14 protein-coding genes are annotated in these 14,603 nt (G+C 73.4%); 6 read left to right on the top strand and 8 right to left on the bottom strand.

The annotated features are described in order from the left end of the window. Positions 1–7: 7 nt before the first annotated feature. From BN6_RS21215 to BN6_RS21200, 4 genes are read right to left on the bottom strand one after another with little or no spacing between them, the layout of a single operon-like run. The gene (locus BN6_RS21215) at positions 8–1,603 is read right to left on the bottom strand and encodes an ABC transporter permease (RefSeq protein ID WP_015101777.1); all 1,596 of its coding nucleotides are present in this window, start codon (positions 1,601–1,603) and stop codon (positions 8–10) included. Beyond that, positions 1,600–2,427, bottom strand: a complete 828-nt coding sequence (locus tag BN6_RS21210; RefSeq protein WP_015101776.1) for an ABC transporter ATP-binding protein — start codon at positions 2,425–2,427, stop codon at positions 1,600–1,602. The genes BN6_RS21215 and BN6_RS21210 overlap by 4 nt, the downstream gene beginning before the upstream one ends. Positions 2,428–2,452: 25 nt before the next feature. Next, positions 2,453–3,496: an ABC transporter substrate-binding protein gene (locus BN6_RS21205; RefSeq protein ID WP_015101775.1), complete on the bottom strand. Its 1,044-nt coding sequence runs from the start codon at positions 3,494–3,496 to the stop codon at positions 2,453–2,455. A 54-nt stretch (positions 3,497–3,550) separates the two neighbouring features. Beyond that, positions 3,551–4,297: an FCD domain-containing protein gene (locus BN6_RS21200; protein ID WP_015101774.1), complete on the bottom strand. Its 747-nt coding sequence runs from the start codon at positions 4,295–4,297 to the stop codon at positions 3,551–3,553. A gap of 130 nt (positions 4,298–4,427) precedes the next feature. Here BN6_RS21200 and BN6_RS21195 point away from each other — a divergent pair, with 130 nt between their 5' ends. The 3 genes from BN6_RS21195 to BN6_RS21185 all read left to right on the top strand — a co-directional run bounded on the left by BN6_RS21195 (position 4,428) and on the right by BN6_RS21185 (position 8,220). After that, positions 4,428–5,198, top strand: a complete 771-nt coding sequence (locus BN6_RS21195; RefSeq protein WP_015101773.1) for a nucleoside phosphorylase — start codon at positions 4,428–4,430, stop codon at positions 5,196–5,198. A gap of 36 nt (positions 5,199–5,234) precedes the next feature. Then, positions 5,235–6,401 (top strand): MFS transporter, encoded by a 1,167-nt coding sequence (locus BN6_RS21190; RefSeq protein ID WP_015101772.1) that lies wholly within the window; start codon positions 5,235–5,237, stop codon positions 6,399–6,401. A 187-nt stretch (positions 6,402–6,588) separates the two neighbouring features. Continuing rightward, the gene (locus BN6_RS21185) at positions 6,589–8,220 is read left to right on the top strand and encodes an amidohydrolase (protein WP_015101771.1); all 1,632 of its coding nucleotides are present in this window, start codon (positions 6,589–6,591) and stop codon (positions 8,218–8,220) included. A gap of 304 nt (positions 8,221–8,524) precedes the next feature. On the opposite strand, the gene BN6_RS21180 is transcribed toward BN6_RS21185, so the two are convergent. After that, complete coding sequence (locus BN6_RS21180) at positions 8,525–9,193, bottom strand: HNH endonuclease family protein (protein WP_015101770.1); 669 nt, start codon at positions 9,191–9,193, stop codon at positions 8,525–8,527. Positions 9,194–9,315: 122 nt separating this feature from the next. Beyond that, positions 9,316–10,371: a chitinase gene (locus tag BN6_RS21175; RefSeq protein ID WP_015101769.1), complete on the bottom strand. Its 1,056-nt coding sequence runs from the start codon at positions 10,369–10,371 to the stop codon at positions 9,316–9,318. A 308-nt stretch (positions 10,372–10,679) separates the two neighbouring features. Here BN6_RS21175 and BN6_RS21170 point away from each other — a divergent pair, with 308 nt between their 5' ends. From BN6_RS21170 to BN6_RS21160, 3 genes are all read left to right on the top strand, one after another. Next, complete coding sequence (locus BN6_RS21170) at positions 10,680–11,615, top strand: FAD-dependent oxidoreductase (protein WP_041313512.1); 936 nt, start codon at positions 10,680–10,682, stop codon at positions 11,613–11,615. 36 nt (positions 11,616–11,651) lie between these two features. After that, positions 11,652–12,176, top strand: a complete 525-nt coding sequence (locus BN6_RS21165; protein WP_015101767.1) for a hypothetical protein — start codon at positions 11,652–11,654, stop codon at positions 12,174–12,176. 67 nt (positions 12,177–12,243) lie between these two features. Beyond that, positions 12,244–12,870, top strand: a complete 627-nt coding sequence (locus tag BN6_RS21160; RefSeq protein WP_015101766.1) for a class I SAM-dependent methyltransferase — start codon at positions 12,244–12,246, stop codon at positions 12,868–12,870. A 32-nt stretch (positions 12,871–12,902) separates the two neighbouring features. Here BN6_RS21160 and BN6_RS21155 read toward each other — a convergent pair whose 3' ends face one another. Together BN6_RS21155 and BN6_RS21150 are read right to left on the bottom strand one after the other, a co-directional pair. Beyond that, positions 12,903–13,478 (bottom strand): helix-turn-helix domain-containing protein, encoded by a 576-nt coding sequence (locus tag BN6_RS21155; RefSeq protein WP_015101765.1) that lies wholly within the window; start codon positions 13,476–13,478, stop codon positions 12,903–12,905. 258 nt (positions 13,479–13,736) lie between these two features. Further along, the gene (locus tag BN6_RS21150) at positions 13,737–14,561 is read right to left on the bottom strand and encodes an NmrA family NAD(P)-binding protein (protein ID WP_015101764.1); all 825 of its coding nucleotides are present in this window, start codon (positions 14,559–14,561) and stop codon (positions 13,737–13,739) included. Between the last annotated feature and the right edge of the window lie 42 nt (positions 14,562–14,603).

Below are 14,603 nucleotides of genomic sequence, written 5' to 3'. Positions count from 1 at the left end.
GGGCGGGTCATTCGAGTCGGCGCAGCGCGGAGTCCTCCAGCGCGTTCGCGACGTGGTACGCCGCCAGGGAGACCAGCAGCACCACGGCGACCCCGCCCCACACGAAGTCGTAGTCGGACAGCGTGGCGGCGACGGTCATCGACGCCCCCAGGCCGTGCCCGGTGGCCAGCCACTCGGCCACCATCGCCGCGCCCACCGACAGCGGCAGCGCGACCTTCACCGACGCGAGCAGCGCCGGCAGCGCGTACGGGATCAGCAGCTTGGCGACCCGTTGTCGGCGGCCGGCCCCGACCGCGCTGAACAGGTCGCGGGCGCTGCGCGGCACGGCCTTCATCGCCAGCAGGAGGTTCACCAGCACGGGGAAGAACGTCATCACCGCGATGAGCACGGTCACCGCGACCACGCCGCGCCCGAACACCAGCGCCAGCAACGGCATCGCGGCGACGATCGGCACCGACCGCAGGGCGATCGAGATCGGCATCAGGACCCGTTCGACCAGCGGGAACTCGTGAGCGGCCACGGCCGTCACCACGGCGAGCAGGAGACCGGCGGCGAACCCGATGCCCGCGTCCACGACCGTCTGCCCCAACGACGAGAGCAGGTACGACACCGCGCCCTGGGTCTCGCCGTCGGAGGTGACCAGCCGCGTCGCGCCGTCGGCGAAGTAGCGGTAGACCTCGACCGGGCCGCGCGCCACGGCCGCTCCGCCGGGCACCACCAGCACGAGCAGCCACCAGGCCACCACGACCCCGACGACCGTGGAGACCACGGCCACGACCAGCCGGCGCAGCCCGGAGAACCGGCCGTCCACGGTGCGCGCCCGGCGCTGCGCGCGGGCGCCCAGCACGGTGTCGGCGGACCGGGTCCACGGCAGCACCAGCCGGGTCACGGCGGGCAGCACCAGGAACGCCGCCGCGGCCAGCACCGACGTGACGATCGCCAGCCCCCACGCCCGCGGGATGTCGAACGCGCCCTGGGCCTGGATCATCGCGACCCCGAGCCCGCGGGTGCCGCCCATGTACTCGCCGATGATCGCGCCCAGGATGGCGCTCGGTGCGGCCACCTGGAGGCCGGCGACGCAGCTCGGGACCGCGGCGGGCAGCCGGACCTTGCGGATGACCGTCCACTCCGAGCCGCCGGACGCCCGGATCACCTCGACCGACGTCTTGTCCACGCTGGTGAGGCCGAGCACGGTCGCGACCAGGGTGGTGAACACGACGGCCTGCGCGGCGAGGATGACGCTGGGGACGTTGCCCGGGAACGCGATCGCGAGCAGCGGTGCGATGGCGATCAGCGGCAGCGCGATCGCGCCGACCGCGACCCGTTCCAGGAACGCCTGCACCCGGGGGAAGGGGAGCGTGCACAGCGCCAGGGCGATCGCGATACCGTTGCCCCACAGGTAACCCTGCCCCGCGGTGGCCATGGTGGCGGCCGCGTTCTGCGGGTAGTAGTCCGCGTCGGCGCCCATCTGCCGCAGGACGTCCAGCGGCGAGGGCACCACCGCCGCCAGGGTGCCCGACGACGAGGCGGCCTGCCACAGCAGGAGCAGCGCCGCCACCGTCAGGACGGGCGCGGCGGCGCGGCGCAGCACCGCGGCGGTCACTTCGGCGTCCCGTCTTCGCCGCCCGCGAACAGCTTCCGGGCCAGTTCGTCGCACAGCGCGTGGAACGCCTTGTCCAGCAGGACTCCCGCCGTCCTCGGGCGGGGCAGGTCGACGGGGACGATCTCCATGATCGTGCCGGGGCGCGGGGACATCAGCACGACGGTGTCCGACAGCAGCACGGCCTCCGCGATGCCGTGGGTGACCAGCACGGTGGTCGTGCCGCGCTCCGACCAGATCCGCTGGAGCTCGAAGTTGAGCCGCTGGCGGGTCAGGTCGTCCAGCGCGCCGAACGGCTCGTCGAGCAGGAGCAGTTCCGGGCGGGTCACCAGGGACCGCGCCAGCGAGACGCGCTGTCGCATGCCGCCGGAGAGCTGGGACGGGCGGGCCTTCTCGAACCCGGTCAGCCCGACCAGCTTGATCAGGTCGGCGACCTCCTGTTCGTCCTTGCGGCCCGCGACCTCCAGCGGCAGCCGGATGTTCGCCTCCACCGTGCGCCACGGCAGCAGCCCGGCGTCCTGGAAGGCGACGCCGATGCCGTGCCGCTCGCGCAGCTGCCGGGGCGTGTCGCCGTGGACGGTGACGGTGCCGGCGGTCGGCACCTCCAGGTCGGCGAGCACCCGCAGGACCGTGGACTTCCCACATCCCGACGGGCCGAGCAGGCCGACGAACTCACCCCGTCGCGAGCGGTAGGTGAAGTCCCGCAACGCTTCCACCGGCGCCGAGTCGCCGAGGAAGGTCTTGGCCAACCCCTCGACGGCGATCCCGTCGGCCGGCGTCGCGCCGCCGGCGGGTCCGGCGTCGACCCGCGTCCTGGCTCCGAGCATGGCTTCCCTCCGGTCCGGCACCGCGTCACCCCTGCAGCAGTTCGTTGGTGAACAACGACTTGTCGGCGGTGATGCCGATGCTGCCCAGGCTGGCGATGGTCTCTTCGACGAGCGATTCGGGCATCCAGAGCAGACCCTGGTCGACCAGGTCGGCCGAGGTGACGTACGGGGCCATCGCGGACAGCGCCTTGAGCTGCTCGTCCAGCTTGAGGCCGAGGTCCTTGCCGTACTTCTCGACCGTCACCTCCGCCGCGCGCTGGTGGCTCTTGAGCGCGGCGTCCCAGCCGTCCCGGCTGCCGAGCAGGAACTTGCGGGCGTTCTCCCGCGCGACCGGGTCGTCCAAGGTCGCCTGCGACACGAAGAACACGCTCTGCATCCGGTTGAAGCCGTAGTCGGCCAACGGCATCACGTGGGTCTCGATGCCGCGCAGGCCCAGCGCCACCGGCTGGTTCGACGCGAACCCCCAGATCGCGTCGACCTCGCGGGCCGCCAGGGGAGCGGGGTCGAACTGGATGGGCACCAGGGTGACCTTGTCCGGGTCGACGCCGTTGCGCTTCAGGAACACCAAGGCGGTGTTCTTGCCCGCCAACGTGATCCCGAGCTTCTTGCCCTCGATCTGCTTGGGCTCGGTGATCGCCTTGTCGGCCAACGAGATCCAGCACTCCGGGCTCTTGCGCAGGCCGGCCCCGACGATCTTGAGCTTGGCGCCCCCGGCCACGGCGGTGGCCACGTTCTCCGGGATCGCCTCGATGCCGACGTCCACCCGGCTCGTGGTGACCAGCGGGGCCACCGGCGAGTTCGGCCCGCCGGGCACGACCTCGACCTCCAGGCCGCGCTTGGCGTAGAGCCCGTCCGCGACGCCGACGAAGATGCCGGAGTACTCGATGTTCGGGATCCAGCCCAGTTTCACCGACACCCGACCCCCGGCGGTGCCGCCGTCGCCGCCCACGCCGCAGCCGGCCAGCCAGAGGCCGGCCGCGGCCGACGCGCCCCGCCCCGTGGTCCGCAGGAACGAGCGGCGGCTCATCCCGTGGCGGCTCGTCCCGTGCTGCAAGAGGATCCGGTTCATCTGCGCTCCCGAACGATGTGCGTCCCGCTCACCCGGGTGGGCGGGACGCGGTGGTCACGTGGACTCGATCTCGGCGAGTACCGCGTGGATGACGTGGGCGTTGCCGCCGTCGGCGAACAGCTCGGTGTCCCGGATCATCCCGTCGAGGTGGACGACCATCAGGTCCTCGGCGCGGTCCGGGTCCCGGGCCGAGATGGCCGCCACGATGGCGCGGTGCTCCTCGTCCCAGCGCACCAGTGCTTCCTGCTTGATCCCGATCAGCACCAGCAGGTGTTCCAGCGGGTCGAGGCGTTCGTCGAACAACGTGGTGGTGATGGCCTGGATCTGCTTGTTGTGCGAGACCTCGCCGATGGAGCGGTGGAAGCCCAGCCGCTCCTGCCAGCGCCCGGACCCGGAGGTCTCGACCATCTCGTGCAGCCGCGCCACCTCCTCGGGCCGGGCCCGCAGGGCGGCGGCGCGGGCGGCTTCCCGCTCGATCCCCCGTCGCCCCGCCAGGTGGTCCACCAGGTCGTGGACGTCGCGCAGGTTGAGGGCGTCGGCGAAGTTGGACGCCCGCCTGCTGTCGAGCAGGAGGTTGGCGGCGGCCCGCCGGCCCTCCTCGGTCAGCACCCGGCCCTTCTTGCCCAGCGACGCGGTCAGCGCCCGGTCGTCCAGCTCCCGCAGCAGTCGGCTGATGGTCGACTCGCTGACCTCGAACCCCTTGTCCCGCAGGTGTACCAGCGCCGCGCGGGCGCCCATCGGGCCCGCTTGCGCGCTCATGGCGGCCAGCAGTGCGGATTCGATCGGTGGCGTGTGGTGCACGCTCCGGCTCCCTCGTCGTCAAGTTGTTGTGGGGAAGGTAATAGCCGCCTAGTGTGTCCGTCAATACTGACGAACGTGCGTGAATCCTGACTGTGATCAGTTGATCGTGACGCACCCCCTGGGAGGAACCATGGCCGACGGCCGCGCCCACCACCTGCACCTCACCGCCGGGGACGTCGGCGGCTACGCGCTGCTGCCGAACAACCCCGACCACGTCGCCGCACTCGCCGCGCACCTCGACGACCCCGTCTTCGTCGCTCGCAACCGTGAGTTCGAGACCTGGCGCGGGACCCTCGACCGCGAGACCGTCGTGGTCACCTCGACCGGCGTCGGCGGGCCGTCGACCGCGCTCGCGGTGGAGGAACTGGCCGCGCTCGGCGTCCACACGATGATCCGCGTCGGCGTGTCCGGTTCGCTGCGGCCCGACATCGGCAACGGGGAACTGGCCGTCGTCACCGCCGCGATCCGCGACGAGGGGACCACCCGGCAGTACCTGCCCGTCGAGTTCCCCGCCGTGGCGTCGATCGACGTGGTGCTGGCCCTCCAGGAAGCGGCGGTCGCCGGGGGAGTGCCGCACCGGCGCGGAATCGTGCACACCAAGGACTCCTACTACGGCGAGATGGAACCCGAGCGGATGCCGCTCGCCGCGGCGCTGGTCGAACGCCTCGACATCTGGCGCCGGGGCGGGGCGATCAGCTCCGAGATGGAGACCGCGGCGGTCCTCGTCGTCGGGTCCGTGCTCGACGTGCGGACCGGCGGTGTCGTGCTGATGTGGAGCGAGGACGCCATCCGTGACGGCGGGCCCGCGCCGGCCGTGGAACCGCTGTTCGCCACCGCCGTCGGGGCGCTGCGCCGGCTTGTCGCCGCTCACGTCGAGGCGGGTGCCGCCGGTGCGGCGTGACCACGTCGGCGCGCGGCGACCCGCCCTCCGGCGACGATGAGCCGGCCGCCGGCCGGGGTGCTCGCCGTCCTGGTCGGGGTCGTGCTGATCGCCGCGAACCTGCGGGTCGCCGTCACCAGCCTGGGCGCGGTGCTCGACCAGGCGCGCGCCGACCTGGGGATGTCGTCCGTCGTCGCGTCGACCGTCGCGACCCTGCCGGTCCTGTGCTTCGGCGTCGTGGCGGTGGCCACGCCCCGGGTGGTGCGGCGGCTCGGCGCGGCGGCCGGGCTCGGGCTCGGCGTCGGCGTGCTGCTCGTCGGCCTGGTGGTCCGGGTGGCCGGCGGCGAGGGCGCGCTGCTGGTCGGCACGGTCCTCGCGTGCGCCGGGATCGCCACGGCGAACGTGCTGGTCCCGGTGGTGGTCAAGGAGGAGTTCCCGCACCGCGTCGGGGAGGTCACCGGCGCGTACAGCGCGGTGATGTCGGTCGGCGCGGCGGTCGGGGCCGCGGCGACCGTCCCCGTGGGCGCGATCGCCGGCGGCTGGCGCGGCGGGCTGGCCGCGTGGTCCGTGCCCGCCGCCGTGGCCCTGTTGCTCTGGCTGCCGCAGACCCGCCGGTCCGGCCGGGCCGGCGGGACGGCGACGTCGGTCCGGGCCGTGCTGCGCAGCCCGGTCGCGTGGGCGGTGACGCTGCTGTTCGCCACCCAGTCGCTGCTCGCGTTCGTGGTGATGGCCTGGCTGCCCGCGATCTACCACGACGCCGGGTTCTCCCCGGGCCAGGCCGGCGTGCTGCTGTCGGTCAGCGTGCTCGCCGGGGTGCCGGTGTACTTCGCGGTCCCGGTCCTGGCGTCCCGGTTGCGCGCCCAGGGCTGCCTCGGCGCGGTCCTGACCGCGTTCGAGGTGCTGGGGCTCACCGGGCTGCTCACCGCGCCGGCGACCGCGCCGTGGCTGTGGGCGGTGCTGATCGGCGTGGGCGGCGGGGTGTTCCCGCTGACCCTGGCGCTGTTCGGGCTGCGGACCCGGACGCCCGCCGACACCGCCGCGCTGTCCGCGCTGGCCCAGGGTGGCGGCTACCTGCTCGCCGCCGGCGGGCCGCTGCTGGTCGGCGTGCTGCGCGACGTGACCGGCTCGTGGTCGGTCCCGATCCTGGTCCTGATCGGCGTGTGCGCCCTCCAGGTGGTCCTGTCGTTCGCCGCCGGGCGGCGCGGGTGGGCACCGTCGGCCTGACCCGGGTGGCGGGTGGTTGGTCGTCAGTGCATCCTTCTTGTCCGGTGCCGCACGGCGCGGTGCACGCCGGTTCCGCGGCGGCCGCGGCACGCCAAGACTGCCGGGGTCAGCGGAGTTGGCGCCGGCCGCGCTCGCCGTGCGGGCCCGAACTCCGGTTTTCCGCGACCCGACCGGGAGTGCCCGTACCTTGGCAGCCGATCTGATCCTCACCAACGCGACGGTCCACACGGTCGACAGCGCGCGCCCCCACGCCACGACGCTGGCCGTCGAAGGTGGCCGCGTGCTCTCGCTCGACGAGGTCGTGCCCGGACCGGGCACCGAGGTCCGCGACCTGGGCGGCGCGTTCGTCATGCCCGGCCTGGTCGACGTGCACAACCACCACGCGCTGGCCGGGCGGTCCGCGCTGTTCGAGCTCGGGTTCGGCGGCGACCACGGCTTCGAGGCGATCCTCGACGCGGTCCGCGACTGGTCGCGCGACCTCGGCCCGGACGAGTGGGTGGTCGGCGGCGCGTGGGCGTCGACGCTGGTCGAGACGCTGTCGCGGGAGTCGGCCCGGCACGCGCTGGACGCGGCGGCGGCCGGCCGGCCGGTCATGCTCACCGACGACAGCAGGCACAACCGGTGGGTGAGCAGCCGGGCGCTGGAACTGGCCGGCGTGACCGCGGCGACCCCGGACCCGGCGGGCGGCGTGATCGTGCGCGACCCGGCCACCGGCGCGCCCACCGGCGTGCTGCTGGAGGCGGCGGGCGTGCAGGTCGAGCGGGCGGTGCGGAAGACCGGCACGCTGACCGAGGAGCAGCACGCGCGGGCGTCCCGGCACGCGATCGGCGTCCTGCACTCCTACGGCATCACCGCGTTCCAGGACGCCGGCGTCTCGGTCGACATCCTCAACGCGCTCAAGACGCTGGACGACGCCGGTGAACTGGCCGCCTGGGTGGTGTCGTCGCTTCTGGTCAACGACCCCATCTTCGGCTTCGACCCGATCGGCTCGGAGCTGATGGCGCTGGCCGGGCGCTACCGCGGCGAGCACCACCGGCCGGACTTCGTGAAGATCTTCCTCGACGGCGTCCCGCCCACCCGCACCGCCGCGTTCCTGGAGCCCTACCTGCCCGACGACGTGCACGGCGCGTGCTTCCACGGCGCGCCGACCATGCCGCCGGCCGAGCTGGAGGGCTGGTTGCGCGCCGCCGCGACCGCCGGGCTCTCCGCCAAGATCCACTGCACCGGCGACGCCGCGGTCCGCGCGACCCTCGACGCGGTCGAGAAGCTGCGCGGCGAAGGCCACACCGAGACCAGGTTCCAGGTGGCGCACGGGCAGTTCGTGCACCCCGACGACCTGGCCCGGTTCGGCGCGCTGGGCGTCGCCGCGGACATCTCGCCGTTCCTGTGGGTGCCCGGGGTGATCCCGTCGGCGATCGCGAACGTGCTGCCCGCCGACCGCGCGTCCCGGATGCAGCCCAACCGGTCGCTGCTCGACAGCGGCGCGCTGGTCGCGGGCGGGTCGGACTGGCCGGTCAGCGAGTCGCCCAACGCGTGGGAGGGCATCCAGGGCCTGGTCACCCGGCAGGACCCGGCGGGCGCGCACCCAGGCGCGCTGTGGCCCGAGCAGGCGATCACGCTCACCGAAGCCGTCGAGGCGTTCACCCTGTCCGGGGCCCGCGCGATGGGCGTGGACGACGTGACCGGGTCGCTGACCCCCGGCAAGTCCGCCGACTTCGTGATCCTGGACCGCAACCCGTTCGAGAGCGCGATCGGCGACCTCTACACGACGGCGGTGACCGAGACCTGGTTCGCCGGCCGCCAGGTCTTCAAGCGCTGACCACGGTTGACTTCGGCCACGGGACGTCCCGTGGCCGGAGTCGGCCGAGCACGTCCCGGTCCCGGTCCTACCCCCTCAGCGCCCCAGGTGCGCGGTCAGCGGGTGGGTCCCAGGTGGACGGATTGGCTGTGGAAGTCGCCGTGCACCAGGGAGTCGCCGGCGAGCGCCTCGGCGACCTGGTCGAACCGGGACACGAGCCGACCGGGGCAAAAAACTCTTCTCGCGCAACGAATCCCGCACCACCCGGACGTCCGGAACCACGACCCCCCGAACCTCCACGTCCGTTCGACGCCGGCGCGGCGGATCAGGGACAGGGGGTCAGGGTCTGCTCCAGCGCGGTGCGTTCCGGGGTGCTCACGGTCAGCCCGAAGTCGGCTTTGACGCCCACGTAGATCCGGGCGTACGCGCAGGCGTAGCCGGGGCTCGGCGGCATCCACTCGTCCGGCGTCTTGTCCCCTTTGGACTGGTTCGCCTTCCCCTGCACGGCAACGAGGTTGCGCAGGTCGTTGGCGGCGGCCGTGCGGCGTTCGGGGGTCCACGCGGACGCGCCGCTGCGCCACATCTCGGCCAACGGCACGACGTGGTCGATCTGGATCTTGGACACGCTGGTGATCGTCTCCCCGGTGTACGGGTCGTACAGCGTGCCGGACGTGACCGCGCAGCGGCCTTCCTTGACCTTGACGTCCACCAGGTCACGCGCGAGCACCTGGCTGCGCTGGTCGCAGCCGTCACCGTCCACGTCGAACCAGGGCTGGCCGAACACGCACGCCGCGCCCTTGTCGCAGTCCCGGACGTAGCCGTCGAGACGACCGGGTTCGGCCACCGGCAGTTCGGCCAGCCGGGCGCGGGCGGTCGCCGCGTCCGGCGTCCCGGTGGGGACCTTCTCCGCGCCGGAACCGCCGGTGGCGGCGGGGAACGTGCCGCAACCGGTCAGCAGGACGGCGAACAGCACGGTCAACGCGCGCCGGGACATCGGCTCCTCCGAGGGGGTGGGTTCAGCACCCACCGGGTTCCCGGAGGAGCCGGTCCCCGAACGCCGCCGAACGGCCGATCACGTTGCGCCGCAAGGGCGCGCGGTGATCGGCCGGGGTCGGGTCAGCGGCGGCCCTGCAACGCCTTCACGTTGCGCCCGAACGTCCAGCCCTTCGAGCCGTCCCAGTTGATCGACCAGGTCATCAGACCCTTCAGCTGGCCGCCGTAGGTGTTGTACGCCTGGGAGACCAGGCCGGTGGACATGTAGCCGCCGCCCGCGCCCGGCTGCGCCGGCAGACCCGGCACCTGCTTGTCGAACGGCACCTTGATCGTCGTGCCCTGGATGACCAGCCCCTTGTTCAGGCAGTTGGTCTGCGCGGTGAAGCCCTGCACGGTGCCCGCCTGGTACGAGTCACCGCTACAGCCGTACATGCTGCCGTTGTAGTACTGCATGTTCAGCCACCACAGCCGCCCGTTGTCGGCGTACTTCTTGATGACCGGCAGGTACGCGCCCCAGATCGAGCCGTAGACCACGCTGCCGCCGGTCACGTACGCCGTCTCCGGCGCCATGGTCAGGCCGAAGTTGGACGGCATCCGGGCGAGCACGCCGTCGATGATCCGGATCAGGTTCGCCTGCGAGGGGGACAGCGTGTTGATGTTGCCGCCGCCCACCAGGCCGGTCTCCACGTCGATGTCGATGCCGTCGAAGTTGTACTTCTGCAGGATCGGCACCACCGTGTTGACGAACTTGTCGGCCACCGCGGTCGAGTTCAGGTCGATCCCGGCGGTCGCGCCGCCGATCGACATCAGGATGGTCAGGCCGGCGGCCTTGGCCGCGCACATCTCGGCGGGCGTGGCCACCTTGACGGTGGCGTCCATGCCGTCTTCCCACAGCACGGTGCCGTCGTTGAGGATCACCGGGAACGCCGCGTTGATGACGTTGTACCCGTTGTCCCGGATGCGCTGGTCGGTGATGGGGATCCAGCCCAGCGGCGGGTGCACGCCGTTCTTGGCGCCGTCCCAGTTCTCCCAGTACCCGTGCAGCACCTTGCCGGTGGGCCTGGACTTCACCGGGCAGGTGTCCTCGGCCACCGGCGCCGCGCTCGCCCCGGTGGTCAGCGAGGCGGTGAGCAGCACCGCCGCGCCGGCGGCGAGCAGTCGTGCAAGCCGACGAATCATGTCCCGACTCCTTCTCGGCGGCCCGTGTGCACAGGGACGGCACCGCCAATGGTCGTTTTTCGGCGAGGTTCGACCGCCCGCGGCGTTGTCAGGGACGCGACGGGCCGTGCCGTGGTGCCGGAGAGGGGTTCTCCTGGGCAGCGCTCGAACCTCCGGGGTTCTCGCTGTCTGGCCCCCAGCGGAGGCCCGCTGGTTTGCGCCGCCAGAAGTGATCTATCGGAAACCCCATGGAAGCAGGCCGGCGGGGGCGGTCACAACCCGGCGATCGGCGGAACCTGGCGGGCCGCCCCGGCTGGTACGACGGTCACATGGGTGACATCGCGGTGGTCGGCGGCGGGGTGATCGGGCTGACCTGCGCGCTGGGGTTGGCCGAGGCGGGGCACCGGGTGGAGGTGGTCGCGGACCTGGCACCGGGCGGGACGGTGTCGGCGGTGGCGGGCGGCCTGTGGTTCCCCTACCTGGCCGCGCCCGCCGACGCCGTGCTCCGGTGGGCGCGGGTGTCGCTCGCCCGGTTCGCGGAGCTGGCCGACCGGCCGGGAACCGGTGTGTGGTGGCGCGAGGGGATCGTCCTGCACCGGGACCGCGACCCGGACCTGTCGTGGACGGCCCTGGTGCCGGACCGCCGCGCCGCCGAGCCCGGGGAACTGCCCGACGGCGTCGTGTCGGGGGTGGTGTGCTCGGTGCCGGTGGTCGACACGGCGGCCTACCTCGACTGGCTGGCCGCGCGGTGTGCCGGGGCCGGGGTGGTGTTCCGGCGGGCGCGGGTGTCGCGGCCGGCGGACCTGCCGCAGCCGACCGTCGTGGTGGCGGCCGGGCTGCGCTCCGGTGACCTGGTGGACGACCCCACCGTCGAGCCCGTGCGCGGGCAGGTCGTCCGGCTCGCCAACCCCGGACTCACCCGGTGGGTGGTGGACGACGACAACCCGGGCGGCATGACCTACGCCATCCCGCGCGGCCACGACGTGGTGTGCGGCGGCACCGCCGAGCGCGGCGAGACCGGGCTCGGCCACGACGCGGGCGTGGAGCGGGCCGTGCTGGACCGGGTGGTCGCGCTGGTGCCGAGCCTGCGGGACGCGCCCGTCGTGTCGCGCGCGGTCGGGTTGCGCCCGACCCGGCCGTCGGTGCGCCTCGACCGGGTGACACGGTCGGGGCAGGTCCTGATCAGCTGCTACGGGCACGGCGGCGCGGGTGTGACACTGTCCTGGGGCTGCGCGGCCGACGTGGTCGGTTTGAGCGGCCCCTGACCCGGGAAGTGTCGTGGGTGGCGGAAGGGGACGCGCGTGGGCGTCGGTGGTGTGGTCGCGGCGGCGGCGATGGCCGGTGCGGTCGCCGTGGGCGCCAACAGCGTCGCCGGCCAACCCGACGACGACGCGTGGCGCGAGCTGGGCCTCAAGGTCGTCGAGCAGACCAGCCGCACCGACCAGGACTGCGTGGCCAACTCGTTCGGCCAGGTGAAGGACCTGCTCACGGCGGCGCCGTGCCGGTCGCTGAGCCGGCTGCTGTTCACCCTGGCCGACGACAAGGGCTCGCTCGTCGCGGTGTCGGTGGCGTGGGTGGAGTTCGGCGACCGCGCCGTGGCCACCGAGTTCCGGCGGGTGGAGGACATCTACGGGACCGGCGACATCACGCCGCTGTCCGCGCGGCTGCTGCTGATGAGCGACATCACCTTCACCGCCCACCACTACGACTCGGAGCAGTTCAACACCACCGTCGTGGTCGCCGAAGCGGAGAACGTGAAGGGCGCGGCGACCCCGGAGTTCCTGCACCGGATCACCGAGGTCGCGGTGCTCACCCCGCGCCCGTAGCGCGTCGATCTTGCCGGACCGGCAAGTTTTGTGGTGCGGTCGCGCGGGCCCGGTGCACAGTTCGGCCATGACGACGACCGAGCAGTTCTGGGAGGGCTTCTACCTGGACCGGGACCAGGTGTGGAGCGGCGAGCCGAACCCGTTGCTGGTGCGCGAGGTCGCCGGGCTCACCCCCGGCACCGCGCTGGACCTGGGGTGCGCGGAGGGCGGGGACGTGGTCTGGCTGGCCCGCCAGGGCTGGCGGGTGCTGGGTGTGGACGTGTCCGCGACCGCGCTCGGCCGGGCCGCCGCCCGCGCGGCCGGAGCCGGGGTCGCCGACCTGGTCGCGTTCGAGCGGCACGACCTCGGCGAGACGTTCCCGGCCGGCGAGTTCGACCTGGTGTCCGCCCAGTACCTGCACTCGCCGGTGGCGGTGGAGGGCGAGCGCGGTGGCATCCTGCGGCACGCGGCCGACGCGGTCGCTCCCGGCGGCGTGCTGGTGATCGGCGGGCACGCCGGCTGGCCGTCCTGGGTGACCGAGCACCCGCACGGCGACATCGTGCTGCCGACCACGGCCGAGGTGCTCCGGTCGCTCGACCTGGGCGAGGGCTGGCAGGTCGAGACCGACGAGGTCGTCCGGCGGGAGATGGCCGACCCCGACGGCAACCCCGGCCACCGCGACGACAACGTCCTGCGGATCCGCCGGCTGCCCTAGCCGGCCCCGCACTGTCCGGAGCCGGTCCCGCGCTACTTGGAGCGGGCGCGGACGTGGGCCCGTTCGCCCTGCTGGCCGAACAGGGTCAGCAGTTCGACGGGCTTGTCGTCCGCGGCCTCGAAGTAGTGCGGCACGTGGGTGTCGAACTCGGCGGCCTCGCCCGGCTTGAGCGCCAGGTCCTGGTCGCCGAGCAGCAGCCGGAGCGTGCCGTCGAGCACGTAGAGCCACTCGTAGCCCTCGTGCACGCGCAACTCCGGCTCCACCTGCGCCCGGCCGCCGGGGATGATCATCTTGTACGCTTGGAGGCCGCCGGCGCGCCGGGTCAGCGGGATGATCGTCCGGTTCCCGCGCCGCAGCGGCCGCATGTGCACCCTGGGGTCGCCGGTGTTCGGCGCGCCCACCAGTTCGTCGAGCGGCACCCCGTGCGCCCTGGCGAGGGGCAGCAGCAGCTCCAGGTTGGCCCGCCGCTGCCCGCTCTCCAGTCGGGACAGGGTGCTCTCCGAGATGCCGGTGGCGGTGGCGAGGTCGGCCAGGGTCACCCCGCGCTGCCTCCTGATCGCCCGCAGCCGCGGGCCCACCGCCTTGAGCACGTCCTCCAGCTCGTCCATGCCCCCAGCTTGCCGAACCGGCAAGCCGCCTTGCAACCGGGCTCAGGCCCGGTCGATCAGGGCGAAGACGCCCCACCCCAGGTACTCGCACGTCCGGCAGGGGAGCGGTGGTCAGTTCGGCCCGCAGCTGCGGGGCGGCCGGAACTCGTCCGTCGTCGCGGCGTGGCACGCGCGGGCGGTCGCCTCGTCCGCCGGCTCGCGCCGCCAGTACGGGTGCCCGACAGCATCAGCCCGCCCGCCCGTGCCGTCGAGCGGGTTTCACGGCCAGGTGGCGGCGGCCGCGAAGGCGGTGAAGTCCCGGGGCGGGCGGCCCAGTGCCCGCTCGACGCCGTCCGAGAGGTAGGCGTCCAGCCCGTCGCGCACGGCCGTCACCACCAGGCCGAGTTCCCGCGCATCGGACTCCGGCCAGCCGGCCGCGACGAGCTCGGCGCGGTAGGTCGCCAGGTCCAGTGCCGTGTAGCGGACCGGCCGACCGGTCGCGGTGGCGATCTCGGCGGCGGCTTCGGCCATGCTCAACGCGCGCGGCCCGGACAGCTCGTAGGTGTGGCCGCCGTGCCCCGACCCGGTGAGGGCGGCCACCGCGACGTCGGCGATGTCGTCGGCGTCGACGAAGCCCACCGCGCCGTCGCCCGCCGGCAGGCGCAGGTCGCCCGCCGCGACCGCGTCCCGGAAGAAGCCCTCGCTGAAGTTCTGCGCGAACCACGTCGGCCGCAGCACGGTCCACGCCACGTCCGCTGCCCGCACCGCCGCCTCCCCGTCGGAGTGCGTCGCACCGGACGTGATCTGCGGGTAGTCGGGCACGTCGAGGCCCCGGCCGGACAGCAGCACGATCCGTTCGACGCCTGCCGCCACCGCGCGGGCCACGAACGGCCGGGTCAGCAGCAGGCCGTCGAACGGCACCACGAACACCGCCCGCGCCCCGGCGAGCGCGGCGGGCCAGGTGGTGTCGTCGGTCCAGTCGAACGGGAGGGGGCCGGAGCGGGTCGGCACGCGGACGGGGACGTCGAGGGCGCGCAGGCGGGCCGCGACGCGCCGGCCGGCTTTGCCCGTGCCGCCGAGGACGAGGATCGGATGGTTGGTCACGACGACCAGTCAAACCCGGCGCGGTGCGACGTACGATGGCTC

Source organism: Saccharothrix espanaensis DSM 44229 (assembly GCF_000328705.1).
Taxonomy (GTDB): Bacteria; Actinomycetota; Actinomycetes; order Mycobacteriales; family Pseudonocardiaceae; genus Actinosynnema; species Actinosynnema espanaense.
Note: the sequence above shows the minus strand (reverse complement) of the source record. Positions and strands in the feature narration are given on the sequence as shown.

Excerpts from the sequence above, each read along its gene's own strand:
- BN6_RS21160 (WP_015101766.1), top strand. The coding sequence starts at position 12,244 with ATGACGACGACCGAGCAGTTCTGGGAGGGCTTCTACCTGGACCGGGAC.
- BN6_RS21180 (WP_015101770.1), bottom strand. The coding sequence starts at position 9,193 with ATGTCCCGGCGCGCGTTGACCGTGCTGTTCGCCGTCCTGCTGACCGGT.
- BN6_RS21210 (WP_015101776.1), bottom strand. The coding sequence starts at position 2,427 with ATGCTCGGAGCCAGGACGCGGGTCGACGCCGGACCCGCCGGCGGCGCG.
- BN6_RS21205 (WP_015101775.1), bottom strand. The coding sequence starts at position 3,496 with ATGAACCGGATCCTCTTGCAGCACGGGACGAGCCGCCACGGGATGAGC.
- BN6_RS21175 (WP_015101769.1), bottom strand. The coding sequence starts at position 10,371 with ATGATTCGTCGGCTTGCACGACTGCTCGCCGCCGGCGCGGCGGTGCTG.
- BN6_RS21170 (WP_041313512.1), top strand. The coding sequence starts at position 10,680 with ATGGGTGACATCGCGGTGGTCGGCGGCGGGGTGATCGGGCTGACCTGC.
- BN6_RS21155 (WP_015101765.1), bottom strand. The coding sequence starts at position 13,478 with ATGGACGAGCTGGAGGACGTGCTCAAGGCGGTGGGCCCGCGGCTGCGG.
- BN6_RS21195 (WP_015101773.1), top strand. The coding sequence starts at position 4,428 with ATGGCCGACGGCCGCGCCCACCACCTGCACCTCACCGCCGGGGACGTC.
- BN6_RS21190 (WP_015101772.1), top strand. The coding sequence starts at position 5,235 with ATGAGCCGGCCGCCGGCCGGGGTGCTCGCCGTCCTGGTCGGGGTCGTG.